General features: G+C 74.9%; 28 protein-coding genes and 1 tRNA gene. 20 read left to right on the top strand and 9 right to left on the bottom strand.

What is annotated here, in order from left to right:
- Window positions 1–4: 4 nt before the first annotated feature.
- Window positions 5–886, bottom strand: coding sequence for a PHB depolymerase family esterase (locus NLX85_RS07350; RefSeq protein WP_254332600.1), 882 nt, complete (start codon window positions 884–886; stop codon window positions 5–7).
- 100 nt (window positions 887–986) lie between these two features.
- Between NLX85_RS07350 and NLX85_RS07345 the strand changes: the two genes are divergently transcribed.
- The 4 genes from NLX85_RS07345 (at window position 987) to NLX85_RS07330 (ending at window position 3,661) form a co-directional block, all read left to right on the top strand.
- Window positions 987–1,973, top strand: a complete 987-nt coding sequence (locus tag NLX85_RS07345) for a helix-turn-helix transcriptional regulator (protein ID WP_254332598.1) — start codon at window positions 987–989, stop codon at window positions 1,971–1,973.
- Between the two features lie 52 nt (window positions 1,974–2,025).
- Window positions 2,026–2,955: a Ppx/GppA phosphatase family protein gene (locus NLX85_RS07340; protein ID WP_254333691.1), complete on the top strand. Its 930-nt coding sequence runs from the start codon at window positions 2,026–2,028 to the stop codon at window positions 2,953–2,955.
- An 11-nt stretch (window positions 2,956–2,966) separates the two neighbouring features.
- Complete coding sequence (locus tag NLX85_RS07335; RefSeq protein WP_254332596.1) at window positions 2,967–3,230, top strand: hypothetical protein; 264 nt, start codon at window positions 2,967–2,969, stop codon at window positions 3,228–3,230.
- Window positions 3,231–3,310: 80 nt separating this feature from the next.
- Window positions 3,311–3,661 carry a VOC family protein gene (locus tag NLX85_RS07330; RefSeq protein ID WP_254332594.1) on the top strand — a complete coding sequence of 117 codons (351 nt, stop codon included), beginning with the start codon at window positions 3,311–3,313 and terminating at the stop codon, window positions 3,659–3,661.
- A gap of 24 nt (window positions 3,662–3,685) precedes the next feature.
- On the opposite strand, the gene NLX85_RS07325 is transcribed toward NLX85_RS07330, so the two are convergent.
- Both NLX85_RS07325 and NLX85_RS07320 read right to left on the bottom strand, forming a co-directional pair.
- Window positions 3,686–4,375, bottom strand: a complete 690-nt coding sequence (locus NLX85_RS07325; protein WP_254332592.1) for a hypothetical protein — start codon at window positions 4,373–4,375, stop codon at window positions 3,686–3,688.
- Between the two features lie 75 nt (window positions 4,376–4,450).
- The gene (locus tag NLX85_RS07320) at window positions 4,451–5,080 is read right to left on the bottom strand and encodes a LysE family translocator (protein WP_254332590.1); all 630 of its coding nucleotides are present in this window, start codon (window positions 5,078–5,080) and stop codon (window positions 4,451–4,453) included.
- 65 nt (window positions 5,081–5,145) lie between these two features.
- Here NLX85_RS07320 and NLX85_RS07315 point away from each other — a divergent pair, with 65 nt between their 5' ends.
- The 10 genes from NLX85_RS07315 (at window position 5,146) to NLX85_RS07270 (ending at window position 14,102) form a co-directional block, all read left to right on the top strand.
- The gene (locus tag NLX85_RS07315; RefSeq protein ID WP_254332588.1) at window positions 5,146–5,478 is read left to right on the top strand and encodes a PadR family transcriptional regulator; all 333 of its coding nucleotides are present in this window, start codon (window positions 5,146–5,148) and stop codon (window positions 5,476–5,478) included.
- Complete coding sequence (locus NLX85_RS07310; RefSeq protein ID WP_254332586.1) at window positions 5,475–6,518, top strand: hypothetical protein; 1,044 nt, start codon at window positions 5,475–5,477, stop codon at window positions 6,516–6,518. The genes NLX85_RS07315 and NLX85_RS07310 overlap by 4 nt, the downstream gene beginning before the upstream one ends.
- 282 nt (window positions 6,519–6,800) lie before the next feature.
- Window positions 6,801–7,541 carry a dienelactone hydrolase family protein gene (locus NLX85_RS07305; RefSeq protein ID WP_254332585.1) on the top strand — a complete coding sequence of 247 codons (741 nt, stop codon included), beginning with the start codon at window positions 6,801–6,803 and terminating at the stop codon, window positions 7,539–7,541.
- A 19-nt stretch (window positions 7,542–7,560) separates the two neighbouring features.
- Window positions 7,561–8,274, top strand: coding sequence for a uracil-DNA glycosylase (locus NLX85_RS07300; protein WP_254333689.1), 714 nt, complete (start codon window positions 7,561–7,563; stop codon window positions 8,272–8,274).
- 20 nt (window positions 8,275–8,294) lie between these two features.
- Window positions 8,295–9,032, top strand: a complete 738-nt coding sequence (locus tag NLX85_RS07295; RefSeq protein ID WP_254332583.1) for a DUF4129 domain-containing protein — start codon at window positions 8,295–8,297, stop codon at window positions 9,030–9,032.
- A gap of 55 nt (window positions 9,033–9,087) precedes the next feature.
- Window positions 9,088–9,672 (top strand): hypothetical protein, encoded by a 585-nt coding sequence (locus NLX85_RS07290; RefSeq protein ID WP_254332581.1) that lies wholly within the window; start codon window positions 9,088–9,090, stop codon window positions 9,670–9,672.
- Window positions 9,669–10,676: a MoxR family ATPase gene (locus tag NLX85_RS07285; RefSeq protein WP_254332579.1), complete on the top strand. Its 1,008-nt coding sequence runs from the start codon at window positions 9,669–9,671 to the stop codon at window positions 10,674–10,676. Before NLX85_RS07290 ends, NLX85_RS07285 begins: the two co-directional genes overlap by 4 nt.
- Window positions 10,676–12,040 (top strand): DUF58 domain-containing protein, encoded by a 1,365-nt coding sequence (locus NLX85_RS07280; protein WP_254332576.1) that lies wholly within the window; start codon window positions 10,676–10,678, stop codon window positions 12,038–12,040. Before NLX85_RS07285 ends, NLX85_RS07280 begins: the two co-directional genes overlap by 1 nt.
- 55 nt (window positions 12,041–12,095) lie before the next feature.
- Window positions 12,096–12,668: a hypothetical protein gene (locus NLX85_RS07275; RefSeq protein ID WP_254332574.1), complete on the top strand. Its 573-nt coding sequence runs from the start codon at window positions 12,096–12,098 to the stop codon at window positions 12,666–12,668.
- Window positions 12,669–12,770: 102 nt separating this feature from the next.
- The gene (locus tag NLX85_RS07270; protein WP_254332572.1) at window positions 12,771–14,102 is read left to right on the top strand and encodes an NAD(P)/FAD-dependent oxidoreductase; all 1,332 of its coding nucleotides are present in this window, start codon (window positions 12,771–12,773) and stop codon (window positions 14,100–14,102) included.
- Between the two features lie 54 nt (window positions 14,103–14,156).
- Here the strand turns inward: NLX85_RS07270 and NLX85_RS07265 are convergent, their stop codons facing one another.
- Window positions 14,157–15,986, bottom strand: coding sequence for a hypothetical protein (locus tag NLX85_RS07265; RefSeq protein ID WP_254332570.1), 1,830 nt, complete (start codon window positions 15,984–15,986; stop codon window positions 14,157–14,159).
- Window positions 15,987–16,089: 103 nt separating this feature from the next.
- Between NLX85_RS07265 and NLX85_RS07260 the strand changes: the two genes are divergently transcribed.
- The 4 genes from NLX85_RS07260 to NLX85_RS07245 all read left to right on the top strand — a co-directional run bounded on the left by NLX85_RS07260 (window position 16,090) and on the right by NLX85_RS07245 (window position 18,345).
- Window positions 16,090–16,173, top strand: a tRNA-Leu gene (locus tag NLX85_RS07260).
- Window positions 16,174–16,278: 105 nt separating this feature from the next.
- Window positions 16,279–17,121: a Bax inhibitor-1/YccA family protein gene (locus NLX85_RS07255; RefSeq protein WP_254332568.1), complete on the top strand. Its 843-nt coding sequence runs from the start codon at window positions 16,279–16,281 to the stop codon at window positions 17,119–17,121.
- A gap of 127 nt (window positions 17,122–17,248) precedes the next feature.
- On the top strand, window positions 17,249–18,007 hold the full coding sequence (locus NLX85_RS07250; RefSeq protein WP_254332566.1) for a Bax inhibitor-1/YccA family protein: 759 nt from the start codon (window positions 17,249–17,251) through the stop codon (window positions 18,005–18,007).
- Window positions 18,008–18,024: 17 nt separating this feature from the next.
- Window positions 18,025–18,345 (top strand): hypothetical protein, encoded by a 321-nt coding sequence (locus NLX85_RS07245; RefSeq protein WP_254332558.1) that lies wholly within the window; start codon window positions 18,025–18,027, stop codon window positions 18,343–18,345.
- Between the two features lie 6 nt (window positions 18,346–18,351).
- Here the strand turns inward: NLX85_RS07245 and NLX85_RS07240 are convergent, their stop codons facing one another.
- From NLX85_RS07240 to NLX85_RS07225, 4 genes are all read right to left on the bottom strand, one after another.
- The gene (locus NLX85_RS07240) at window positions 18,352–19,821 is read right to left on the bottom strand and encodes a CYTH and CHAD domain-containing protein (RefSeq protein WP_254332556.1); all 1,470 of its coding nucleotides are present in this window, start codon (window positions 19,819–19,821) and stop codon (window positions 18,352–18,354) included.
- Window positions 19,822–19,861: 40 nt separating this feature from the next.
- The gene (locus NLX85_RS07235) at window positions 19,862–21,124 is read right to left on the bottom strand and encodes an acetyl-CoA C-acetyltransferase (RefSeq protein WP_254332554.1); all 1,263 of its coding nucleotides are present in this window, start codon (window positions 21,122–21,124) and stop codon (window positions 19,862–19,864) included.
- 73 nt (window positions 21,125–21,197) lie between these two features.
- On the bottom strand, window positions 21,198–21,998 hold the full coding sequence (locus NLX85_RS07230; protein WP_254332552.1) for an SGNH/GDSL hydrolase family protein: 801 nt from the start codon (window positions 21,996–21,998) through the stop codon (window positions 21,198–21,200).
- A gap of 112 nt (window positions 21,999–22,110) precedes the next feature.
- Window positions 22,111–23,157: an SGNH/GDSL hydrolase family protein gene (locus NLX85_RS07225; RefSeq protein ID WP_254332550.1), complete on the bottom strand. Its 1,047-nt coding sequence runs from the start codon at window positions 23,155–23,157 to the stop codon at window positions 22,111–22,113.
- Window positions 23,158–23,298: 141 nt separating this feature from the next.
- Between NLX85_RS07225 and NLX85_RS07220 the strand changes: the two genes are divergently transcribed.
- Both NLX85_RS07220 and NLX85_RS07215 read left to right on the top strand, forming a co-directional pair.
- Window positions 23,299–23,655 (top strand): YkvA family protein, encoded by a 357-nt coding sequence (locus NLX85_RS07220; protein WP_254332548.1) that lies wholly within the window; start codon window positions 23,299–23,301, stop codon window positions 23,653–23,655.
- A gap of 76 nt (window positions 23,656–23,731) precedes the next feature.
- Complete coding sequence (locus NLX85_RS07215; protein WP_254332545.1) at window positions 23,732–25,102, top strand: cystathionine beta-synthase; 1,371 nt, start codon at window positions 23,732–23,734, stop codon at window positions 25,100–25,102.
- 48 nt (window positions 25,103–25,150) lie between these two features.
- Here NLX85_RS07215 and NLX85_RS07210 read toward each other — a convergent pair whose 3' ends face one another.
- Window positions 25,151–26,101: a S1C family serine protease gene (locus NLX85_RS07210; RefSeq protein WP_254332538.1), complete on the bottom strand. Its 951-nt coding sequence runs from the start codon at window positions 26,099–26,101 to the stop codon at window positions 25,151–25,153.
- Between the last annotated feature and the right edge of the window lie 20 nt (window positions 26,102–26,121).

The raw sequence follows: 26,121 nt of genomic DNA, 5'->3' as shown, positions 1-26,121 counted from the left end.
CGCCTCACGTGCGTCGCGGGTGAGCCGCGAAGAACTCCCAGATCAGGTCGGTGGCGGAGACGCCGGCGTCCCGTGCGGCGAGCTGCCCCGACGTGGCGCCCGGCCAGGAGTGCCCCATCTCGGGGAGGCTCCACACGGTCACGTCGCTGCCGTCGGCGCAGCGCGCGTCGGCCCGGCTCAGGCCGGCCGGGGCCGCCGGCGTCCTGCCCGTTACCGGCCGGCAGCCGAGCCGCCGCTGCCAGGTGCGCAGCCCGTCCTGGAAGATGCCGGCGTACCGGTCCTGCCCGCCCACGAAGGTGATCACCGAGACCGGCCGTTTCGGCACGTAGCTGTCCGGCTCGGTCAGCGGGCCGCTGTAACCGCCGCTGACCACGCCGATCGCCGCGAACAGGCCGGTGGCCTCCACCGCGAGGCGGAAGCTCAGGTCACCGCCGTTGGAGATGCCGGTCAGGTAGACCCGGTCCGGGTCGGCCCGCCAGGTGTCGACCAGATGGCCGGTGAGCGTCGTGAGGAAGCCGACGTCGTCCGCGGACCCGCAGCAGATCAGCGCGTTGAAGCCGCCGTCCCGCCCGTCCGGGTAGGCGACCAGGAAGTTCTCCCGGTCCGCGCGGGCGTCCAGGCCGGTCAGCTCCCGCATCCAGGCCCCGCTGCCGGGAAAGAAGTGCAGCGCGATGACCAGCGCCGTGGGGCGCGCCGGGTCGTAGCCGGGCGGGGCGTGCAGCAGGTAGCGCCGTTCCACACCGTCGTGGCGGAGGGTCAGCTCATGGTCCCCGGCGGCCGGCCGCTCGGCGGGCGCCGGCGTGGCGACCGTCCCGCCCTTCCCTCCGCACGCCCCACCCGTCAACGCCAGAACCAGTCCCGCCAGCACCGCGATCGTCCGCCGCACGTCCCGTCCTCCCCGTGGGTCGACCGGGCTCCACCGTCGGATCCGGGAGCCGGGCCGGTCAACCCTTTCGGTCGTCGCCGAAGCCGGGCACGCTGCTCCCATGCTGCGGCTGCACCTCGGACCGGCGGACCTGTGCCGGGTACGGTTCGTCGACCGGCTGCACCCGGTCGGCACCGCCATGCTGGCCTGCCAGGCGCTGCACGATCCGGCCACCGTCGCCATGGCGCCGGATCTCGTGGCGGCCGCCGGCGCGGCGACCTCCGTACGCGGGGTCCGCGCCGCCGCCGCGTCGCTGCGGCACCTGCTGCCGGCCCGCGGGCGGCTGCCGGACTTCCTCACCCCGTTCGACGGGCTGGACTCGGTGGCCGCGGGCCTCGCGGCGATCCGGTCCACCCCGGCCCGCCGGGTCCGGGCGGAGGTCGCCGCCGCCTACGCCGAGGTCGCCGCGACGCCGCTGCGGCGCGGGTTCGCCGCCGCCGAGCCGGCGGTGCTCGACCTGTTCGGCCGGGCGCTCGACACCTGGTTCGGGGCGGTGCTGGCCCCGCACTGGTCCACCCTCACCACCGTCCACCAGCGGCAGCTGGCCGACGCCGCGCACCGGCTGGCCCGGCGCGGGCTGGCCGGCCTCCTCGGCGGGCTGCACCCGGCGATCCGGTGGCGGCCACCCGTGCTGGAGGTGCGCACCTGGTGGAGCGGCGAGGTGACCGGCACCGGCGAGGGGATGGTGCTGCTCCCGTCGCCGGTGGCCGGCCCGCTGCCCCGGGTCCTGGTCGAACCCGGTCGGCCGGTCCTGCTCGTGTACCCCGCCGCGATGCCGGCACGGGCCACCGACCCGGCGGTCGACCCGCTCGCCGGCGTGCTGGGCGCCACCCGGGCCGCCGTGCTGCGTCACCTCGCCGAGCCGGGCCCGCACACCACCACGGCGCTGGCCCGGGGCGTCGGGGTCAGCCTCTCCACGGCCTCCGAGCACGCCACCGCGCTGCGCGCCGCCGGCCTGCTCGCCACCGAGCGCGACGGCGGCGCGGTCCGCCACCGCCTCACCCCGCTCGGCGCCCACCTGCTCGGCCGCCCCGCGGCCGACGACTGATCCGCTCGACGGCCGGTCCCGCTGCCGTAGGGTGACAGCCGTGACGACGCGTGTGGCCGCCATCGACTGCGGGACCAACTCGATCCGACTGCTGGTCGCCGACCTGCCCGACCCGTCCGCCGGGCCGCAGGCCCCGCTGGTCGACCTGAGCCGCCGGATGGAGATCGTCCGGCTGGGCCAGGGCGTGGACAGGACCGGCCGGCTCGCGCCCGAGGCGATCGAGCGCACCCGGGTCGCGCTCGCCGACTACGCGGCGGAGATCGAGAAGCTGGGCGCCGAGAAGGTCCGGATGTGCGCCACCTCCGCGTCCCGCGACGCGTCGAACGCCGCCGACTTCCGCGCCATGGTCGAGGAGACCCTCGGGGTGGCGCCCGAGGTGGTCACCGGCGACGAGGAGGCCCGGCTCTCCTTCACCGGCGCCGTCCGCGGCCTGCCCGCCGACGCCGAACCGCCGTACCTGGTGGTCGACATCGGCGGCGGCTCGACCGAGTTCGTGGTCGGCACCCGCGAGGGCGGCGTCCAGGCGGCCATCTCCATGGACATCGGCTGCGTCCGGATGACCGAGCGCCACCTGCACGGCGACCCGCCCGGCCTGGACGAGGTCGCCGCCGCGCAGGCCGACATCGCCGTCGCGGTGGACCAGGCGCTGACCGCCGTACCGGGCCGGGAGGCCGCCACCCTGGTCGGGCTCGCCGGGTCGGTCACCACCGTGGTCGCCATCGCCCAGGGGCTCCAGGAGTACGACCCGGAGCGCATCCACCACGCCCGGGTGTCGTACGACCAGGTCGCCGAGGTCACCGCCGACCTGCTGGGCAAGACGCGCGAGCAGCGGCTGGCCATCCCGGTCATGCACCCCGGGCGGGCCGACGTGATCGGCGCGGGGGCGCTGGTCCTGCGGGTCATCATGGAACGCGCCGGGATGCCCTCGGTGGTCGCCTCCGAACACGACATCCTCGACGGCATCGCCTGGTCCCTGGCCTGAGGCGGCCCGGTGTGATCGACGTCGAGCTGCTCATGGACGAGTTGGGGCGGCGGCAGGTCGACGTCCTCATCCGCGTCGACCGGGAGCGGATGGCGCAGTTCAACGGCCGGCCCTGGACCATGCTGCTCTCCGGGCCCGGACTCGGTGGTCGGCAGGTGATCCGTGTCGACACGAGGACCCTGCCGGACGCCCTCGACCACTGCCTCGCCGAGCTGGCGACCTGCCCAGGTGACTGGGCCTGGCTGGACGCGTACCGCGGCCTTCCCCGCTCTTGACCGCGGCCACGGTGCGCCTGAGACGTGGTGTGTCTTTCCGGGCGTCGTGTCGGCGTGGTCGGGGCGCCTAGGGTCGGTGGATGGCGGTCAAGCGGATCAAGCCGAACATCCTCTCCGACGACTTCGAGGCCAGCAGTCGCTTCTACCGGGACCTGATCGGCCTCGACGGCGGTCACGGGCTCGAGTGGATCCTGTTCTTCGGCGGCGAGGTGCGTGAGGTCCAGCTGTCCGTGATGAAGCTGGACGTCAGGGCCGGCGTCCACGCCGACGTGTCGATCGAGGTGGACGACCTCGACGACGTGCACGCCCGCTGTGTCGCCGCCGGGGCCGAGATCGTCTACCCGTTGACCGACGAGCCGTGGGGGCTGCGCCGGTTCTTCGTCCGCGACCCCAACGGCACGGTCGTCAACGTGACGCAGCACCACGAGTAGCCGGCGCGGTGAGCCGTCGGCGGCTCACCGCGAACGCTGGCGCGGCCAGTCCGGCGACCGGCCGGACCGGGCCGCGGAGCCGCCGGCCAGCAGCCCGGCCCAGTCCGATCGTCCGCTCCGGTCGGAACCGTCCGCCCCGGCGGAAGCGCCGGCCCGAACCGGCTCGGGCTCGGGGGTGCTGCGGGGCGTGCCCAGCCCGAGACCGTCCACGCCCAGCGGGCGGTCCCGTGGGGTCGCGGGCGGGATGAACTCGTCCGCCTGCGGCGACGCGGGGGTGTCGTCGGCGGGCCGCGGCCACCGCTGCCAACGGCGGATGCTCACGACCCCGACGAGGAGCAGCGAGCCGACCAGCAGCGTCGTCCCGGTCCGGAGCGGGGCCGCCAGGTCGACCGGGTGGCCGCTCAGGGTCAGTTCGTGGTCGAACAGTTTCGTCACCCTGGTCGGGCTGACCAGCAGGCCCAGGTAGCTGGCCGAGTAGGCCAGTCCGGTCAGCGCCGCGCCCAGGGGGGAGAAGCGGAGCGTGGCGATGAGCCCGAGCACGATCCCGGCGGCGGCCAGCACCAGCGCGGGTCGAACGAAATCAGCGCTGTCCAGTGCACCGCCGTTCTGTGCGGCGGCGAACGCCCGTTCCGACCGGTCCTGGCCGAGGGCGAAGAGTATCCAGGCCAGCGGGCCGACGATGGCCGCGGCGAGCACGGTTCCGAGGTGTCGCATCGGGGGACCGTACCGATGTTCCGCGTCGATGAGCAGGCCCCATAAGGGAAAATTAAGTCGATCCGCGCGCCGCGGTCAGGTGCGTTCGGTGGCGAGGCGGGCGCCGAAGCCGAGCAGCGCCACCCCGGTCAGCCCGTCCAGCCAGCGCCGGATCCGCCGCCGCGACAGCAGGTCCCGGGCCCGGTCCAGCGCCGCGACCAGGACCAGCAGGTACGCGAGGCTGAGCACGGCGTGGCTGAGGGCGAAGGCGAGCAGCATGCCGATCGGCGCGGCGCCGCCGACGAACTGCGGGAGCACGGCCAGGTAGAACGCCAGCACCTTCGGGTTGGTGACGTTGGACAGGAAGCCCTGCCGGAACCCGGCCAGCGCCTGCCCGGGCGTGGCGGTGGTGTCGCCGGCCAGGGGCGGGTGGTCGCCGCGCCAGGCCGACCGCCACGCCTGCACCCCGAGGTACGCCAGATAGGCCACGCCGGCCCACCGGATCGCCTCGAACAGCGGCTGGGAGCGGACGATGAGCGCGCCCAGCCCGGCGGCGGCGGTCACTCCCTGCACCGCGTTCGAGGCGGTCACCCCGATCGCGCTCCACCTGCCCCGGCGCCTACCGGCGGCGAGGGTGTTGCGGGTGACCACGGCGAAGTCCGGCCCCGGAATCAGGATCAGCACGGTGGCGAAGACCAGGAAGGACGCGTAGCTGCTCCACGACATGCCCCGAGCCTACGTAGCTACCATGTTCTTGACGGTACTACGCAATCCACACTAGTGTGCGGAGCGTGGATACGACGCAGCTCCTCAAGGGCGTGCTCGACCTGGCCGTTCTCGCCGTGCTCAAGGACGAGGACGGCTACGGTTACGACATCCTCCGCCGGCTGCGCGAGGCCGGCCTGGAGGAGGTCGGCGACGCCTCGGTCTACGGCACCCTGCGCCGGCTCTTCGCCGCCGGCCTGCTGACCACCTACGTGGTGCCGAGCGAGTCCGGTCCGCACCGCAAGTACTACTCACTCAACGCCGCCGGCCGGGATCAGCTCACCCGCTCCGGCAAGACCTGGCGTTCCTTCGCCACCACCATGGACGCACTGCTCGACGATCGGGGGATGGCGGCATGACCGTCACGGGGCAGGAGATCGCGGACTACGTCGACCGGGTGCGGGCCGCCCTGGCCGACCTGCCGCCCGCCGTGCGCGACGAGTTGACCGAGGACCTGCCGGAGCACCTCGCCGAGGTGGCCGCCGAGACCGACGGCACGCTTGTCGACCGGCTGGGCGAGCCGGAGGCGTACGCGGCCGAACTGCGGGCCGCCGCCGGTGCCGAGGCGGGAGCCGGTCCGGCGCGCCGGGGTCGGCGACTGGCCGCCGCGCAGGCGCGTGCCGGCGTCCAGCTCCGCGCCCTCGACACCCAGCTCGGCCCGCTGCTCGGGCAGTCCTCGGTGAGCGAGTTCCTCCGCCCGCTGCGTCCGGCCTGGTGGCTGCTGCGCGGCTGGCTCGCGGCGCTGGTGATCTCCGTGGTGCTCCAGGAGCCGTCCGGCTTGCTTCCCCGGCTCGACGGCAGCGTGCTGGCCGGCCTGTTCCTGCTCGCCGGCACGGTCCTCGCCTCGGTGTGGCTGGGCCGGCGCGCACCCGGCGTCCGGGGCTGGCCGCGGCGGCTGCTGCGACTGGGCACCGCGGCGTTCCTGATCTTCTCCTTCGCGATGCTGGTCAACGTCGACCAGCACGCCAGCTCCGACCAGTTCGACAGCTACCAGGAGGTGGCGGTCGACCGCCGGTACGACCGCATCGAGGACGTCTTCGTCTACGACCAGGAGGGGCGGCTGGTCCGCAACGCCCAGCTCTTCGACCAGAACGGCGTGCCGATCCGGCTCGGCTGGCCGAGCTGCCTGGACGCGAGCGGCAACATGCCCGCGCCGCGCAACGCCTACCCGTACTGCCCCGACCGGGCGCCCTTCGGGCCGCCGGCGCCGGCCGCGCCGACCCTGAACGCCCCGCCCGCACCCGGCCCGAGCGTCGACCCGGCCCCCGGCGGGAGCGTCACCCCGGCCCCCGGCGGGAGCGTGGCTCCCGCGCCGAGCGGGAGCGCCGTCCCCGCACCGACCGTGAGCCCGTCCGCCCTGCCCGGCGCGAGCACGCCGACGCCCGTGCCGACCCGCTGAAGCCCGTGCCGACCCGCTGAAGCCGACCGTTGAGGGGCGCCCGCCGACCGGCGGGCGCCCCTTTGCGCGTCCATGATGGAGGGCCGCACCGGGCGCCGGGGCGCACGGCGGTCCGCCGGTCGGGCGCGGCGGCGGTGACGGACCGGTCCGGGAGACGAACAGGAGGTGAATGCCACTGTTCTTTCGTCTTCCCCGGGCCGGTGAGCGCGTGGCACGCTACCCGCACGTAACACCCACTGTGCGACCAGCCAACGATGACTGACCGCTAGGAGGACGGGAACCATGGGCGAGATGGTGAGCTTCACCGGCAACGGGGGGACGAGCGAGGGGTATCTCGCGATACCCTCCGGCGGTGCGGCCAGCCCGGCGGTCATCGTCATCCAGGACTGGTGGGGCCTGGTGCCCCACGTCCGGGCGGTGGTGGACCGCTTCGCGGAGGCCGGCTTCGTCGCCCTCGCGCCCGACTTCCGGCACGGCGGCCCGGCGAGCAAGCCGAGTGAGCCGCGGCAGATGCTGAACAGCACCCAGATGGACGAGGCGGCGAGCGACATCGCGGCCGCCGCCGAATACCTCGCCAACCGGCCCGAGGTCGCCGGCAAGGTGGGCTGCGCCGGGTTCTGCGCCGGCGCCAGCCTGGCACTCTGGTCCGGCACGTTCTCCGAGCGGATCGTCGCCACGGCCGGCTTCTACCCGCGGCTGCCCTGGGAGGGCATGCCCACCGGCGCGGTGGACAACGCCGGCCGCACCGGCGCGGCGGACAACGCCGGCCGCACCGACTGGGCTGGCTACGCCGGCAAAGCCGCGCTCGTCCACTGCTCCGAGGCGGACGGCCTCTCCGCCGCCGACGGGGTGCAGAGCGTACGCCGGGCCATCGAGGCGGCCGGCGGCACCTGCCAGACCTACGACTACCCGGGCACCGCCCACGCGTTCTTCAACGAGGACCGGCCGGAGCACTTCGACCAGCGGGCCGCCGCCACCGCCTGGGCCCGCACGCTGGAACTCTTCCGGGCGAAGCTTGGCTGAGCCGCGTACCCCCGCCGAGGTGGTCGCCCGCGCCGCGCGGGCGACCGACCTGGCCGACCTCGACGGGGCCGTGAGCAACTGCTTCGCCTGCCCGCGGCTGGTCGCCTGGCGGGAGGAGGTCGCCCGGGTCAAGCGGGCGGCCTTCCGCGACCAGGACTACTGGGGGCGGCCGGTGCCCGGCTTCGGCCCGCCGGACGCGCGGATCGGCATCCTCGGCCTGGCGCCCGCCGCGCACGGCGGCAACCGCACCGGCCGGATCTTCACCGGGGACCGCTCCGGGGACGTGCTCTTCGCCGCGCTGCACCGGGCCGGGCTGGCCAACCAGGCGACAAGCGTGTCCGCCGACGACGGCCTCGCCCTGCGGGACACCCGCATCTTCGCCGCCGTGCGCTGCGCGCCGCCGGACAACAAGCCCACCCCGGCCGAGCGGGACACCTGCGCGCCGTGGGTGCACCGTGAGGTCGCGCTGATCCGGCCCACGCTGCGCGTTGTGGTCGCCCTGGGGGCGTTCGCCTGGGCCGCGTGGTGGCCGGTGCTGCGCCACGTGTACGGGCAGCGCCCGCCCACGCCGCGCCCGGCCTTCGGTCATGGGGCACACTGGTCCGGCACGTCCGCACCGGCGTTGCTCGGCTGTTACCACGTGAGCCAGCAGAACACCTTCACCGGGCGGCTGACACCAGCGATGTTGGACGACGTGTTCGCCCGGGCGAAGGACCTGGCCGGGGTGGACTGAGGATTGCGTGGGGCGGTGGGATGGACCTCGGCGTGCTGCGCAGGTGGTGGCCGGTCGCGGCGGTGACCCTGCTGCTCGCCGTCGCCGCGCTCGCCGCCGGGCACTCCACCATCGGGGCGAGCCGGATCCCGCCCGCCGCCGACAACATCCCGTACGTGCCGGACTACCCCTCCGCCGAGCCCGCGCCCTCGATCACGGTCGAGCCCCGAGACCTGGGAGAAACCACCTCGGGTGGCATCCCGGGGTGGCTCGCCACCACGGCCGTCGTGCTGCTCGGTGCGGCCGTGCTGGCCGTCGTCGGGTACGTGCTCTGGACCGTGCTGGGCGGGGCGCTGCGCCGGACCACCCGCGCGGTGCCCACCCAGCGGGCGCGGCGCACCGCCGAGGGCACCGCCCGAGAGGTGGTGGCCGCGCTGGACGCCGGCCTGGAGGACCTGGACGACCGGTCCACCGACCCGCGCACCGCGGTGATCGCCTGCTGGGTCCGGCTGGAGGAGGCCGCGGACGAGGCCGGCGTGCCCCGGCGCGCCGGGGACACCCCCACCGACCTGGTCAGCCGGCTGCTGCGCGGCGACCCGGCGGCCGGCGTCCCGGCCATCGCCAGCGCCGACGTGCTGGACGGCTTCGCGCACGTCTACCGCGAGGCCCGGTACGCCACCCACACCGTCGACGAGCGGATGCGCGACCAGGCCCGGGCCGCCCTGCGCCGGCTGCGCGGCGAACTGACCACGGTGGCCGCCGGCGAGGCGACGCCGTGAGCGCGAGGAGTGAGCCGGGTCTGCGAGCCCCGCAGTCGCGAACGAAGATGACGCCATGAGCACCAGCATCGACGACCTGCTCTCGTTCGCCGAGGAGCCCGCCGAGCAGGCGCCCCGGCCGGGCGGCGGGCGGGCGCGCTGGGTGCTGCGGACCCTGGCGGTCACCGCCGCGATCGTGGTGGTGGTCGTCGTCGGGCTGCGCGCGGTCGGCCTCCAGGTCTCGCTCTGGATCATCGTGGCGGGCGTGCTCGCCGTGCTCGCCGTCCGCCGGGTCACCGCCGCGCTGTCGCCCCCGCCGCCGCCCCGGGCCGGCGGCCGTGCCCCGGCCGGCGAGGAGCCCGGCACCTGGAACTGGGCCGCCCGGGACGCGCTCCGTGACGCCATCAACGGGTGGGAACGCCCGCTGGACTGGTGCTCCGACAACCGGGAACGGTTCACCGAGCGGGTGCTGCCCCGCCTCGGCGAGCTGGCCGACGAGCGGTTGCGCCAGAAGCACGGTGTCACCCGTGAGTCCGATCCGGCCCGTGCCCGCGCCCTGCTGGGCGAGCGGCTGTGGACGTTCCTCGGCACCCCCGCCCGCCGCCCCCCGACGCCGCGCGACCTCGCGGCGATCGTCGCCGAACTGGAGAAGCTGTCATGAACGACGTGGACCGGAGCATGCCCCCCGCCGAGGTCGGCCGGCTGGCCCGCGCGGTGCTGGACGCGGTCGGCACCGTCGTGGTCGGCAAGCGGGAGGCGCTGGAGCTGGTCCTGGCCGGCATCCTGGCCGGCGGCCACGTGCTGCTGGAGGATCTGCCCGGCCTGGGCAAGACGCTCACCGCGCGCTCGTTCGCGCAGGCCCTGGGGCTGGACTTCCGGCGCCTCCAGTTCACCCCGGACCTGCTCCCCGCCGACGTCACCGGCTCCTTCCTCTACGACCAGCGCAGCGGCGACTTCTCGTTCCGCGCCGGCCCGGTCTTCACCAACCTGCTGCTCGCCGACGAGATCAACCGGACCCCGCCGAAGACCCAGTCGGCGCTGCTGGAGGCGATGCAGGAGAAGCAGGTCTCGGTCGAGGGCGTCACCTACCGGCTGGACGAGCCGTTCCACGTGCTCGCCACCGCCAACCCGATCGAGTACGAGGGCACCTACCCGCTGCCCGAGGCCCAGCTCGACCGGTTCCTGCTCCGGGTCTCGTTCGGCTACCCGAACCACGACGAGGAGTGGGAGGTGCTGCAACGGCGTATCGCCCGCCGCCGCGAGGAGGCCGAGATCAAGCCGGTGGTGGACGCCGCCACGCTGCGCGCCATGCAGGCCGCGCTGGAGGACGTGGTCGTCGAGGACTCGATCGGCCGGTACGTCGTGGCGCTGACCGCGGCCACCCGCGAGCACCCGTCCGCACTGGTCGGCGCGTCGCCGCGCGGCTCGCTGGCGCTGCTGCTGCTGTCCCGGGTACGCGCGGTGCTCGCCAACCGCGACTACGTGGTGCCGGAGGACGTCAAGGCGGTGGCGGTGCCCGCGCTGGCGCACCGGATCACCCTGCGCCCGGAGATGTGGCTGCGCCGGGTCGATCCGTCCTTCGTGGTCGGTGAGGTGCTGGAGTCCACGCCCGCCCCCGCCAGCGGCGCGCTGCCCAGCTACGCGGCCGGACCCGTCGGGCGCTGATGACCGACCGACAGGAACCGGCGAGCGGCTGGGCGCCCACCTGGGCGCTCGGCCGTGCCGTGCTGCTCACCGGCCTGCTGCTGGTCGCGGCGGTGCTGCTCGGCCGGATCGACCTGGTCGTGCTGGCCACGCCGTTCGCGCTGGGCACCGCGTACGCGCTGCGCCGCCGGCCCACCGCGCTGCCCGAACTGGAGATCGGCGTCGGGGACACGCACCTGGTCGAGGGCGCGCCGATGGCCGCCACCGTGGCGGTGGCCAACCCGGACACCGTCTCCTACGACGTGGCGGTGGTGCGGACCCGGATGTCGCGCTGGCTGCGGGTGGAGAAGGTCGGCTTCGGCGGGTCCGGGGTGGACGTGAGCCGTTCCGGCGGCGCCGACCGGCCCTTCGTGACCTCGGTGCCGTCCGGCTCCGCCGTCGACCTGGAGCTGACCGGGACGGCGCTGCGCTGGGGGCGGCACCCGATCGGCCCGGCCGGCGCCCGGGTGGCCGCCGCGGACGGGCTGCTCGTGTCGCGGGCCGTGGTCACCGACGCGGTCCGGACGCGGGTCTACCCGATGACCGAGCCGTTCGAGGCGGTGGAGGCGATGCCCCGGGCCGCCGGTCTGGTCGGCGCGCACCACTCGCGCCGGCCGGGGGAGGGCGGCGAGCTGGCCGGGGTCCGCGTCTTCGCGCCCGGGGACCGGCTGCGCCGGATCGACTGGCGGGTCTCGCTGCGGGCCCGCCAGCTGCACGTGGCGGCCACCCTCTCCGACCGGGACGCCGAGGTGGTGGTGCTGCTCGACGTGCTGGCCGAGGCGGGCCGCTCCGGCGGCGTACGCGGCCCGGCGTCCGTGTTGGACACCACAGTCCGGGCGGCCGCCGCGATCGCCGAGCACTACCTGCACCGCGGTGACCGGGTAGCGCTGCTGGAATACGGTCCGGCGGCCCGCCGGCTGCGCCCGGCCACCGGCCGGCGGCAGTACCTGACCGTGCTGGAGTGGCTGCTCGACGTCAAGGCCGAGTCCTCCCCGCACGAGCCGTACGACCAGGTCTTCGGCCCGCAGCTGCTCTCCTCCGACGCGCTCGTGGTGGTGCTCACACCGCTGCTGGACGAGCGGTCGGCGCAGATGCTGGCCCGGATGGCCAGGGGCGGGCGGTTCGTGGTCGCGGTGGACACCCTGCCGGCCGAGCTGCCGGTGCCGAAGGACCGGGGCTGGGCCGAGGTGGCGTACCGGCTGTGGCGGCTGGACCGCGCCACGATGATCGGTCAGCTCCGCGAGCACGGCGTGCCGGTGGTGCGCTGGGCCGGCGCCGGCAGCCTCGACCAGGTGCTGCGCGACGTGGCACGCCTGGCGACGGCCCCGAAGGCGGGCATGCGGTGAGCGCGAGGAACGCAGCGGAGCGGAGTCCCGCAGTCGCGAACGAAGAGTGGCGCCGATGAACGACCTCGTCGAGGGGATGACCGAGCGCGTGCGGGCGCTCCGGTACGCGGTGGGGCGGGTCAGCCCGACGCCGCTGCTGGTGCGGGCCGGCATCTTCTTCGCGGTGCTGGTCGGTTTCCTGGTCGCGTACCCGGCGCAGGCCTTCACGCCGCGGTCGCTGCTGGCCCTCACGGTGGTGGCGGTGCTGCCGGCGGTCGGTCCGCGCCGGCTCTGGCCGACCTTCGCGGCGCTGGTGACCGTGGGCGGCTGGCTGCTCGCCACGCTGGGCTTCGACCGGCCGCCGGCGTTGTGGCGGCTGCTCGCCGTGGCCACCCTGCTCTATCTGGCGCACACCCTCTGCGCGCTGGCCGCCCTGCTGCCCTACGACGCGGTGGTCGACCCCGACCTGGTGCTGCGCTGGCTGGCCCGGGCCGGCGGGGTGGTGCTGGCCGGCGCCGTGCTCGGCATCGTGCTGGCTTCGCTCGGTGGGGCCGGCGGGGACGCCGGGTCGCAGGTGGCGACCGTGGTGGGGCTGCTGGTCGCGGTGGGCGTCAGCGGCCTCCTGGCCTGGCTCCTGCGTCGCAGATAGCGGGACGCCGCGCAAAGTTGCGCAGGTCACAGGGGTTGTGCTCCGTCACAGAACGGGGTCTCGATCGGGATTAGCCGAGGCCCCCGGGGAAAGATAGATGACGTGAATCCGAAGCGGATCCTTGTCGTGGGTGCCGGGCACGTGGGCCTGTACGCCGCTCTGCGCCTGTCCAAGAAGCTGAGCTCCCGTGAGGCCGAGGTCATCGTCGTCGACCCGCAGCCGCACATGACCTACCAGCCGTTCCTCCCGGAGGCTTCGGCGGGCAACATCTCCCCGCGGCACGCTGTGGTGCCGCTGCGGCGGGAGTTGCGCAAGTGCAAGGTCGTGGCCGGCACGGTCACCCGGATCGACCACGACCGCCTGACCGCCGTCGTGCAGCCGATCAGCGGCCCGACCCGCGAGATCCAGTACGACCACGTCGTGGTCGCCCCCGGATCGGTCTCCCGCACCCTCCCGATCCCCGGCCTGCACGAACACGGCATCGGGTTCAAGACCATCGGTGAGGCCATCTTCCTGCGCAACCACGTGCTGGACCGGCTGGACGTGGCGGCCGCCACCACCGACCCCGAGGTTCGCAGCCGCGCGCTGACCTTCGTCTTCGTCGGCGGCGGTTACGCCGGCATCGAGGCGCTCGCCGAGATGGAGGACATGGCCCGGGACGCGCTGCGCTACTACCCGGAGCTGAAGCCGGACGACATGCGCTGGGTGCTGGTCGAAGCCACCCAGCGGGTGCTGCCCGAGGTCGACCGGGACATGGGCGCCTACACGGTGCAGCAGCTGCTCAAGCGGAACATGGACATCCGGCTGGACACCCGGCTGGAGTCCTGCGTCGACGGGGTGGCGAAGCTCTCCGACGGTTCGGTCTTCCCGTCCGACACGATCGTCTGGACGGCCGGCGTGAAGCCGTCGCCGATGCTGGACGCGACGGACTTCCCGCGCGACGAGCGGCGCCGGGTCACCTGCCTGCCCACCCTCCAGATCGTGGACGGTGACCGGGTGGTCGAGGGCGCGTGGAGCGCCGGTGACTGTGCCGCGGTGCCGGACCTGACCAAGGAGCCGGGCAACTTCTGCTCGCCGAGCGCGCAGCACGCGGTGCGGCAGGCCGCCCGGATGGCCGACAACATCGCGAACGTGATCCGCGGGCGCGAGCCGGTCAACTACAAGCACAAGCACGTCGGCAGCGTGGCCAGCCTCGGCCTGCACAAGGGCGTGGCGCAGGTCTACGGCGTGAAGATGACCGGCTGGCCGGCCTGGTTCATGCACCGCACGTACCACATGTCGCGGATCCCGTCGTTCAACCGCAAGGTCCGGGTCGTGGTCGACTGGACGCTGGCGTTCGTCCTCAAGCGCGAGGTGGTCGCCCTGGGCCAGCTGCACGACCCGCGCGAGGAGTTCGCCGAGGCGTCCGCGCCGCCGGTCGGCGCGCGCGTCTGAGACGACCGGAAAGGGCCCTTCCCGTACGGGAGGGGCCCTTCGCCGTTTCCGGGCTCAGAACCGCCAGGTCCAGGCGTCGGCGATCCGGGTGCCCGGCCCGAAGAGCTGTTCGAGGGTGCGGCGCAGGGTCTCCGCGTGCGGCGCGTCGTCGGTCAGCGCCACGCAGGAGGCGCCCCAGAACTCGATGTCCCGGGCGGCCTGCCGGCGCTGCCGGTCACCGACGGCCGGCGCCACCCCCCGCCTGGCCACGTCGGCCAGCAGCGCGGACGTGGGGCGCTGGTACGTGCCCATGGTGGCCGAGCCGTTGCGGCCGTACGGGCCGATGAAGAAGCCCTCCGGCATGCCGAAGGCGGCGTCGGCCGCGGTGCCCCAGCGCATCGGCCACGGATCCTTCGGGGTGGCCGTGGGCACCGGCACGAGCACCCCGCCGGGGCGTACGCACTGCCGCCAGTGCCCGCCGGTGACGAACTCGGGCAGCGGCGGCCGGTCGGTGGTGGGCAGCGGCACGGGGAAGACGCTGAGCAGGGCCGCGCCGACCGCGAGGGGGACCAGCCGCCGGGCCCGTCCCCGCTCGCCCAGCGCGCGGTGCACGGCCAGGGTGAGCACCGTACCGACCAGCGGCAGCACCGCCAGGCCGAACCGCGTCGGCAGCGCGCCGTCGACCACCGGGAACCCGGCGAGCAGGGCGTACGGGCCGGGCACCCCGGTCCGCTCCCCGCCGACCACCACTTCGGGGCCGAGCGACAGCGCCGCCATGACCAGCGCCCCCGCGAGGCAGGCGACCACCAGGGCGCGCCGGCCCAGCCAGAGCGCGCAGCCGACGGCGACCAGCAGCAGCGGCCAGCCCAGGAAGGTGTTGAACTCGGCCGGGCCGGTGGTCAGGCGGGCCGCGTCGTCGCCGCCCAGCACGGACAGCGACGAGAGCCGGGTCCAGCCGGTGAGGTCGGCGGAGAAGTAGTGCGGGCTGAACATCCCGTCGGAGACGCCCTGCGGCCCCGCGAACTGGTGCCACAGCGGGTACGCCAGCACGAACAGGGCCAGCCCGGCGGCGCACATCAGCCCGCCGGCGAAGCCCGGCAGCGCCCGGCGCAGCAGCGCCCCGTCGGCCAGCCCGTACGCGACGGCCATGACCAGCAGGGTGAGCGCGGTGAGGAACAGCACCTCCTCGCCGATGAACACCTGGAGGGTGACGGTGACGGCCAGCCCGAGCGACGAGGTGGCCAGCCGGCGGCGGTCCGGGCCGTACGGCCGGCCGGCCGGGTCGGCGGCCCGGAGCAGCCGGACCACCAGCCAGACGATCACCGGGACCAGCCACTGCGCGGTCATGTGCAGGTGGGCGTTGCTCTGCGAGACCATGCCGGGGCCGAAGCCGCAGAGCGCCGCCCCGAGCCCGGCGGCGAGCCGGCGGGCCCGCAGCGTCCGGGTGAACAGCAGGTACCAGGCCAGCGCCGTGCCGGCCAGGTTGGCCGCGGCCAGCAGGGCGAAGGTGACCGGCGCCCCGAGGACGAGGGTGACCGGGGCGAGCAGCACGCCGAGCGCGATGACCGTGGTGTTGGTCATGAGGTTGACGCCGTCCGGCGCGTTGAGCCGGTCGGTGATCAGGCCGAAGTCGCCGAACAGGGCGCGCGAGTCGGCGGCCAGGAACCACTCGTAGAGGGTCTGGTCGGCCGGGTTGAGGGCGAGCACCCGTTGCCCGGGCGCCGGCCACAGCCCGTGGGTGAGCCAGCCGGCGAGCACGGCGAAGAGCAGCCCGGCCAGCAGGTCCGCGCGGTGCCGGCGGCCGGCGGCCAGCAGCCGGGCCGCCCGGCCCGGGCGGGGCGCCGGGTCGAGGCGGAGTGCCTGGTCGGGGTCGGGCCCGGGGGCTGTGCGGGCGGCGCTGGTCACGGCCTCGACCATATCGGCCGGGCCCCTCGGGGTACGCCCGGCCGCGGCGCAGCCGCTACGGTGAGACCTGCACCGCCGCGTGTCGGCGCGCCGGTGTTCACCCGCCCGGGTGGTGGAACGGCAGACACGGCCGCCTTAAAAGCGGCTGCCGCAAGGCGTGCGGGTTCGACCCCCGCCCCGGGCACCAGACTCTCAGCTTTCCCACAGCTTCGCGCCGCGCAGGGCGTTGCCACCCCGTTTACCCTGGAGAGGCACGTTCACGTGCATCGACCCCCTGAGGGAGGCCTGAGAAGTGAAGTCCACGAACCCGGTGCTCGCCCGGCTCGGCCAGGCGGCTGAGCGGGAGCGGGCGGCCGGGTACGCCCAGCCCGGGCCGTACGGTCAGCCCGGATATCCCCAGCAGTACCAGCCCTACCCGCAGCAGCAGCCGTACCCGACCGGTCACGGCTACCCGGCGGCCCCGCCGACCGTCACCCCCATGACGCTCGACGACGTGGTCGTCAAGACGGTGCTGATGCTCGGCATCCTGGGCGCCTCGGCCGCCGCGGCCTGGGTGCTCGTGCCGGACGCCCTGACCGGCGTCGCCTGGATCGGCGCCGCGGTGGTCGGCCTGGTCCTCGGCCTGATCATCTCGTTCTCCCGGATGGCCAACCCGGCGCTCGTGGTGGCGTACTCGATCGTCGAGGGCGTCTTCGTCGGCATGGTCAGCAAGACGTTCGACACCTTCTACGACGGCATCGTGCTCCAGGCCGTGGTCGCCACCTTCGGCGTCTTCTTCCTGATGGCGATGATCTACAAGGCGCGGATCATCCGGGCCACGCCGAAGTTCGCCCGGATCATGGTGGCGATCATCGCGGGCCTCTTCGGCGTCATGCTGATCAACCTGGTGCTCGCGCTCTTCGGCGTCAACACCCACCTCCGCGACGGCAGCCCGCTGGCCATCGGGTTCAGCCTGGTCTGCATCGTGGTCGCCGCGCTGAGCTTCGTGCTCAACTTCGCGGAGATCGAGGAGGGTGTCCGGATGGGGCTCCCGCAGCGCTACTCCTGGACGGCCGCGTTCGGCATCGTGGTCGGCCTCGTCTGGCTCTACCTGGAGATCCTGCGCCTGCTCAGCTACTTCCAGGGCGACGACTGACCGACCCCGCCCGACCTGCGACGCCCGCCTGCCGCGCCCGCGGCGGCGGGCGTCGTCGTTTGCCCGTCGCCGCCGGGCCGCCGAGGGCAGAGTGGGAGCCGGGGTACGTCGGCGCGAGGAGGTCGCGGTGCGCAGTGCCAACCCGGTGCTGGACCGGCTGGACGACGTGGGCCGGACCGAGCGGCAGGTGCTCGGCGTAGGTGCCGCCGACACGATGACGGTGGCCGACGTGGTCAGCCGGACGGTCGGGCTGCTGCTGCTCACCGGCGTCACCGCGGCGGTGGCCTGGGTGCTCGTGCCGCAGGCGGTCTGGATCTCCGCGGCGCTGGCCGGCAGCGCCCTGGCCAGCCTCGTGCTCGTGCTGGTCATCTCCCTGAAGCAGATCACCAACCCGCCGCTCATCGCGGGCTACGCGGTGCTCCAGGGCGTGCTGCTCGGGGTGGCCAGCCGGGCATTCGAACTGGTCTACCCGGGCATCGTGGCGCAGGCGGTGATCGGCACCTTCGGGGTCTTCCTCGGCATGGCGCTGCTCTACCGGGCCCGGCTGATCCGGGCCACCCCGCGGCTGGCCCGGCTGGTGCTCGGCACGCTCATCGGCATCGTGGCCATCGGCCTGGTCAACCTGGTCACCTACCTGCTCACCGGGCGGCAGGGCGCCGAGGTCTACAGCCTCACGGCGCGGGTCGGCTGGCTGCCGTACCTCTTCTCGGTGGTCGCCATCATCGCCGGGGCGCTCAGCTTCGTCCTCGACTTCGACCTGGTCGAGCGGTCGGCCCGCAACGGCCTGCCCCGCCGGTACGCCTGGTTCTGCGCCTTCGGGCTGCTGGTCGGGCTGATCTTCCTGTACTGGCAGATCCTCCGCCTGCTCAGCTACGTCCGCCGCTGACCGTAGAATCCACCGCGATGAGCGCAGCGGAACTGGACCGGGCCGTGACACTGCTGGTCCGACAGGTCGGGCACTGGGAGCAGCCGCGCTGGTCGGCGGCGGCCGAGGGCGGCAACGTGTCCCGCGCCGACCTCGTGCACAAGCTGGTCCAGGAGATCGCCAACCTGGCGGCCGACGCCGAGGGGGAGCCGCGCCGCGACGTGCCCCGTCTGCCCAGCGACCTGGCCCTGCCCGACCAGCTCCGGGTGGTCACCGCCGACCTGCTGGCGGCCGACGCGCCGGAGCCGGTGCTGGCCGGGGCGGCCGCCGCGGTCGCCCGGACCCGGTCCGCCCTGTAGCCCCGGTCAGCCCTTCAGCCAGCGCCGCACCTTCCGGCGGCGGGCCCGGTCCCGCGCCCGGGCCAGCGCCGGCCCGGCCCGGTCCGCCACTGCGGCCTGGCGGGCGTGCAGCAGGCCGTAGGTGAAGGTGTTCTCGCCGTCGGCGTACGCGCGCAGCGCCTGCTCGCGCAGCACCTCCCGGGTCACCACCGAGTCCTGGTGCGCGCCGAGCGCGTCCTGGAGGTCCTTCAACCGGTCCACCAGCTTCGCGTCGGGCCGGCGCACCTCGACGGCGTACCGGGCCCGCTTGCCCGCCTTGCGCGCCTCGTGCAGCGCGGTGTCGTCGTCCCCGCCGCCGGCCAGCGCCCGGTCCAGCCGCTCGTCGAAGCGGGTCACCGCGCGACGCACCCGGCGGGTCACCCACCGGGGCCGTACGGCCCGCGCGGTCGGCCCCTCCACCAGCGCGTCCAGCCGGCGCAGCAGGTCGGTGTAGCGGTCGGAGCCGAGCGCGGCGCGCAGCCCGTCGAGGGCGGCGGCCAGGTCGGCGGCGAACCGCTCGGCGAACCGGGCCTCGACCGGGTCGAGCACCAGCTCGTCCGGTTCCGCGTGGACGGCGTCGGCCAGCCGGGCGGCCATCACCTGGACGTCCCGGACCGGCCCGAGCTGCCCGCCCAGCCAGCGCAGCTCCGCCCGTACGCCCTCGCTCTCCGCCCGGTCCCACAGCCCGCGGAAGGTCCGCAGCGTGGAGCGGAGCCGGCGGACGGCAACCCGCATGTCGTGCACGGCGTCCTCGTCGCCGCCGAGCGCGCCGGCGTGGTGGCCGATCAGCGTGTCGCGCTGGGCGGTGAGGTAGTCGACCACGGGCGCGGCCGCCGGGTCGGCGGGTGCCGGGCGGGTGGCGGCGAGCCGGCCGCCGAGGGCGCGGTGCGACTTCGAGACCGGGACGGTCCGGGCGCCGGCCGCGCGCAGCCGGTCGTCGACGGCGTCGAGCAGCGCCTCGTCGCCGTCGACCAGCTCGACCTCGATCTCGTGCCAGGTCTGCCGCTCGCCGCCGACCAGGTCCTCGGCCCGTACGTCGTCCTCGGCCACCTCGGCCAGGGTGCGGCCGGCCGCGTCCAGCAGGCGGCGTTCCCGGCGGCGGGTGACGACCCGCGCGGCCGGGGCGACCGGCCGGCCCCGGGACGCGCCCCGGAAGAGCGCGACCAGTTCGGCCAGCGGGTCGGCGTCCTCCGGACCGGCCGGGAACTGGTGCTCGGTGCGCGCTCCGCCGACCGCGCCCACCTTGAGGTGCCAGCCCGCGTCGTGCCCGCCGGTCCGCCGCCGCAGCGCGTATCCGCTGCGGGCCAGCCGGAGGTCGGCGGTGTCCCAGTAGACCGCGTCCAGGTCGAGGGCGGTGGCGTCGGACGCCGTCGCGACGCCACCGCACCCCGTCAGGTCGGGCAGCCGGAATCCCTCGTCGCCGGAGTACTTGCGCTCGCGTTCCACGACGGTCGCCATGGCGCCTCCCGTACCCGGCTCCCGGTCCGGTGAATCGACCTCAGTTCAGGCGTTCGAGCACCATGGCCATGCCCTGGCCGCCGCCGACGCACATGGTCTCCAGACCGATGGTCTTGTCGTGCCACTCCAGGGCGTTGAGCAGGGTGCCGGTGATCCGGGCGCCGGACATGCCGAACGGGTGGCCGACGGCGATCGCGCCGCCCATCACGTTCAGCTTCTCCTCCGGGATGCCGAGCTGCCGGTACGACGGGATCACCTGGGCGGCGAACGCCTCGTTGATCTCGACCAGGTCGACGTCGTCGATGGTCATGCCGGCCCGCTTCAGCGCCTGCTTCGACGCCTCGACGGGGCCCAGGCCCATGATCTCGGGCGAGAGCGCGGTGACGCCGGTGGAGACGATCCGGGCCAGCGGCGTGAGCCCCAGTTCCCGCGCCCGCTCGGCGCTCATGACCACCACGGCGGCGGCGCCGTCGTTGAGCGGGCAGCAGTTGCCGGCGGTGATCCGGCCGTCCGGGCGGAAGACCGGCTTCAGGCCGGCGACCGCCTCCAGGGTGACCCCGGGGCGCGGGCCGTCGTCGGTGCTCACGACGGTGCCGTCCGGCGTGGTGACCGGGGTGATCTCGCGGGCCCAGAAGCCGTCCGCGATCGCCTTCTCGGCGAGGTTCTGGCTGCGCACGCCGAACGCGTCCATGTCCGCGCGGGTGACGTCGTGGACCTGGGCGAGGTTCTCCGCCGTCTGGCCCATGGTCAGGTAGATGTCGGGGAGCTGGCCGGCCTCGCGCGGGTCGGTCCACACCTCGGCGCCGCCCTGGGCCCGGGCCTTCGAGCGCTCGCGGGCCTCGGCGAAGCGCGGGTTCTCCCACCCGCCGCCGACCAGCGCCTGCGCCTCGGGCGGCAGGGTGTCCGAGTTGCCCCGGGCGTACCGGGAGACGGTCTCCACACCGGCGGAGATGAAGACGTCGCCCTCGCCGGCCCGGATCGCGTGCATCGCCATGCGGGTGGTCTGGAGCGAGGAGGCGCAGTAGCGGGTCAGCGTGGCGCCGGGTAGGCCGTCCAGCCCCAGCAGGGTGGCGACCACCCGGGCCATGTTGAAGCCCTGCTCGCCGCCGGGCAGGCCGCAGCCCAGGTAGAGGTCGTCGATGGTGGTGGGATCGAGCGCCGGGACCTTGTCGAGGGCGGCCTGGACGATGGTGGCGGCGAGGTCGTCCGGGCGGACCTCCCGCAGGGAACCCTTGATCGCGCGGCCGATGGGGGACCGGGCGGTGGCGACGATGACGGCGTCGCGGGGCGACTCAATCGGCATGAAACCAACGTTAACCCGCGAGTAACTTGCGACGGAAGCTGCTCAGCGGGCGGGAAATGTCACCCGCCGGCGCTCAGTGGTGGTGCCGGTGGGCGACAGTGGCGGCCGCCTCGACCGCCGGGAGCAGGGCGTGCGCCCAGACCCGGTAGCCGTCGGCGGAGGGGTGGAAGCCGTCGTGGCAGAGGGTGCCGGCATCCGCCCGGAACACCGGGCCGGTCTCGGTGCCCAGGTCGACGACACCGCCGCCGGCGTCGAGCACGGCGGCTGTCTGGGCGCGCGCCATCCGCCGCCCCGACCAGCCGAGCACCTGGCGCAGCGGGGACGCGACCGCGCGGACCGCGCCGAGGTCGGGGCAGGTGCCCACGACCACCTCGACGTGCGCCTCGCGCAGCCGGCGCACCGCCGAGCCGAGGTAGGCCGCGGCGTCGGCCGGGCGGGCCAGCCCCGTGGCGTCGTTCGCCCCGATGAGGATCACCGCCACGTCGGGCCGCTCGCCGAGCAGCGCCCGGGCCACCTGGGTGGCCAGATCGGTGGAGCGGGACCCGGAGACCCCCACGCTGGACAGGTGGACCCGCCGGCCGGTGGGTCCCTCGGCCAGCAGGTGGGCGAGCTGGCCGCCGATGGTCTCCTCGAAGCGTTCGACGCCGACGCCGAGCGCCGACGAGTCGCCGAGCAGCACCAGCCGCAGCGGCGGGGCGTCCGCCCGGCCGACCGTGGCGCGCAGCGCCAGGCCCAGCTCGGGCTGGGCGTACTCCCGGCTGCGGGCGGCGATGGCCTGGCCGGCGAGGACCGCCGCCCCGCCCACCGTGCCGGCGAGCAGGGAGAGCGCGGCGGCCCGACCGAGCCGGACCGCGAGCTCGTTACGCTCGGTCATGGCGACACCTCCCCAGCTCCCACGGCCCGAGGGCCGGTCTGCTCGTGGCGAAACGGCGTCGACATGAGCATGGCACACGTTGTGCCTGCTGATGATGCCCCCGCCGCCCCGCTCATGCCAGTCCCTCCAGCTGGGCGGGGTCGCCGGCGGCGCCGGGCTGCGGCACCGCGCCGACGCCGAAGAAGGCCCGCCGACGCAGCTGCGCCCAGCGCCCACCCGGCCCGCGCTCGCGGCCCCGGACCCGGGTGCCGCTGACCTCGGTGCCGGCGTGCCGGGCCGCCTCGTGGGCCGCCTCGGGCAGCGACCGCACGCCCTCGACCCCGGCGAGCGAGGGCCGGCGTTCCTGGCCCGCGCCCAACGCGGAGAGCATGGTGGGCAGCAGCGCCGCCGCGGCGACCGCGTACCCCTCGGCGGACGGGTGGAACCGGTCCCAGGCGAACATCCGGGCCGGCTCGGCGGCGAACCGCGGGCCGAGCAGGTCGCCGAGGGAGACCGTCCAGCCGCCCGCTTCCACCACGGCCACCGTCTGGGCGGCGGCGAGCTGGCGGCTCCAGCGCCGGGCCAGCCAGCGCAGCGGCGGCTGGATGGGCCGGATGGCGCCCAGGTCGGGGCAGGTGCCCACGACCACCTCGCAGCCGGCGGCCCGCAGCGTGCGGACCGCGGCGACCAGGTAGCGCACGGCCACCGACAGGGGGGTGCGGTTGGTGACGTCGTTGCCGCCGACCAGGATGACCGCGATGTCCGGTTCGACCTCCAGGGCCGATTCGACCTGCGGCTTCAGCCCGGCGGACAGGGCGCCCACCACGGCGAACCGGTGCAGCCGGACCGGCCGGTGCAGCCGGCGGGACAGCCCCGTGGCCAGCAGCGCGCCCGGTGTCTCCCGGCGGCGGTGCACGCCGTAGCCGGCGGCGGAGGAGTCACCGAGGATCACCATGGTGACCGGCGGCCCGGGCAGCTTCGCCCCGTAGACGCCGTCGCAGCGCGGCGGGGGCGCCTCGGCCATCGGGATGGTGCGCCGGGCCTGGCGGGCCTGCCCGAGCAGCACCCCGCCCGTGGCGACGGTGGCCGCCACCGTGGCGCCCGTGCCGATCGCCGTCAGGCGGGCGATCCGCCGGGCGCGCTGCCAGCCGCCCGGCGCGACGGAACCAGCGTCCCCCATGCACCGACATTATCGTGCCGCCACGACACCCGCTCTCCCCGTGATCGCCACGGCTGGAACGGGACCGTTCCGGGTACCGGTACGGGTAGGGGCGGGCTTGCGCCGGGACCGCACCCTGATCGAGCGGAGAGGGGCGAGGAGATGGCTAAGACATTGAAGCGGAGCGCGGCGTTCACCGCGTTGGCCCGGGCGCTGGCGGCCGGGGCGCGGGGTGGCCCGTCGCTGGGCGTCCGGCTGGCGGCGCTGCCCCGGATGATCCGGGCCACGGCCCGCGGCGAGTACGACGGCGGCCTGCGGCTGGCCCTGATGGCCGGTGCCACGGCGTACATCGTCTCGCCGATCGACCTGCTGCCGGAGATCCCGCTGGCGATCTTCGGCCTGGCCGACGACGCGGTGATGGTCACCTGGCTGGCCGGCAGCGTGCTCGCCGAGACCGACCGCTTCCTGGAGTGGGAGGCGCGTCGCAGGTCCGTCATCCCGGGGCATGTGGCGCCCTGAGGGCACGTACCCTGGGCGACGAACTGACGACTTACCGGCCGCCCCACGACGGCGGCGCGACGAAGGGCACAACGAGGTGCGGTACTACGACAACGTGGTCGAGCTGATCGGCAACACCCCGCTGGTCCGCCTGCGCAACGTCACCGAGGGCATCCAGGCGACCGTGCTGGCGAAGGTGGAGTACGTCAACCCGGGCGGTTCGGTGAAGGACCGGATCGCGCTGCGGATGGTCGAGGACGCCGAGAAGGCGGGCCTGCTCCAGCCGGGCGGCACGATCGTCGAGCCGACCAGCGGCAACACCGGCGTCGGGCTGGCCCTCGTCGCCCAGCTCAAGGGCTACAAGTGCGTCTTCGTCTGCCCCGACAAGGTCAGCCAGGACAAGCAGGACGTGCTGCGGGCGTACGGCGCCGAGGTGGTGGTCTGCCCGACCGCCGTGGCGCCGGAGGACCCGCGCTCCTACTACAACGTCTCCGACCGGCTGGCCCGGGAGATCCCGGGCGCCTGGAAGCCCAACCAGTACAGCAACCCGGCCAACCCGCGCTCGCACTACGAGACCACCGGCCCAGAGCTGTGGCGGCAGACCGAGGGGCAGCTCACCCACTTCGTGGCGGGCGTCGGCACCGGCGGCACCATCTCCGGCATCGGCCGCTACCTGAAGGAGGCGTCCGAGGGGCGGGTCCGGGTGATCGGCGCGGACCCGGAGGGCTCGGTCTACTCCGGCGGCACCGGCCGGCCCTACCTGGTCGAGGGCGTCGGCGAGGACTTCTGGCCGGAGACCTACGACCGGAGCGTGGCCGACGAGATCGTCGAGGTCTCGGACAAGCAGTCCTTCGAGATGACCCGGCGGCTGGCCCGCGAGGAGGGGCTGCTGGTCGGCGGCTCCTGCGGCATGGCCGTGGTGGCCGCCCTGGAGGTGGCCCGCAAGGCCGGCCCGGACGACGTGATCGTGGTGCTCCTGCCGGACAGCGGCAAGGGGTACCTGTCCAAGATCTTCAACGACCAGTGGATGGCCCGCTACGGCTTCCTGGACAACTCGGGCGCCGAGCCGACGGTGGCCGACGCGCTCGGCGGCAAGCCGGGCGGCCTGCCGGAGCTGGTGCACGTCCACCCGACCGAGACGGTCCGCGACGCCATCGACTACATGCGGGAATACGGTGTCTCCCAGCTCCCGGTGCTCAAGGCCGAGCCGCCGGTGGTGACCGGCGAGGTGGCCGGCTCGATCGCCGAGAAGGACCTGCTCGACGCGCTGTTCACCGGCCAGGCCCACCTGCACGACACGATCGAGCGGCACATGGCCGACCCGCTGCCCATGATCGGTGGTGGCCAGCCGGTGAGCGAGGCGGTCGCGCTGCTGGAGAAGGCCGATGCCGCGCTGGTGCTTGTCGACGGCAAGCCCAAGGGCGTGCTGACCCGGCAGGACCTGCTCGCCCACCTCGGCGCGCGCTGACCGACGACACGAGGGCCGCACCCCGCCGGGGGTGCGGCCCTCGTCGTGTCAGCGCCCCAGCTCGGTGGGGACGGCGATGACGTCGACGAAGGCGCCGCGACGCAGCACCGTGACGGGCAGGCGGGCGCCGATCGCCGGGCCGAGCATCAGCCGTTGCAGGCCCTGGCCGTCCTGCACGGGCCGGCCACCCGCCGCCACGATCACGTCGCCGAGGTAGAGCCCGGCCATCCCGGCCGGGCTGCCCGGCACCACCTCGACCACCCGCAGCCCGCGCCGCTGCCCGGTCCGGGCGGTGGTCTCCGGTGGCAGGGGCACCGGCACCCCGGCCACGCCCAGCCAGGCCCGGCGCACCCGGCCGTCGCTGGTCAGGTCGGCGATGATCTGCCGGGTGGTGGCGTTGACCGGCACGGCCAGCCCGAGGCCGTACCCGGCGACCGCCGTGTTGACCCCGACGACCCGGCCGGCCGAGTCGGCAAGCGCCCCGCCGGAGTTGCCCGGGTTCAGCGCCGCGTCGGTCTGGATGACGTCCTCGATGAGCCGGGTGACCCGCCCGTCCCGGGCCGGCAGCGACCGACCCAGGCCGGAGACCACCCCGGCGGTGACCGAACCGGCCAGCCCCAGCGGGTTGCCGACCGCGACCACGAGCTGGCCGATCCGCAGCCGGTCCGCGTCGCCCAGCTCGACGGGCTCGACGGTCGCCCGCTCCGCCCGCAGCACCGCCAGGTCGGAGAGCGGGTCGGCGCCGACCACCCGGAACTCGGTCTCGGTGCCGTCGCCGAAGGCGGCCGACCCGTCCCGGGCGCCCTGCACCACATGGGCGCTGGTGAGCAGCAGCCCGTCCGGGCCGATCACCACGGCCGAGCCGGCGCCGGCGCCGCGAGGGGTCCGCACCGACAGGGCGGCCACGCTGGGCAGCACCCGGGCGGCCACGCCCGTCACCACCCGGGAGTACGCGTCGAGCGCGGCGTCCTCCGCCCGCTCGGTGTGCTCGGTGTCCATGCCGGTGCCAACGCGCCGGC

This window comes from Micromonospora sp. A3M-1-15, from assembly GCF_024213425.1.
Classification (GTDB): domain Bacteria; phylum Actinomycetota; class Actinomycetes; order Mycobacteriales; family Micromonosporaceae; genus Micromonospora; species Micromonospora chersina.
This window is presented reverse-complemented; position numbering and strand designations above follow the sequence as displayed.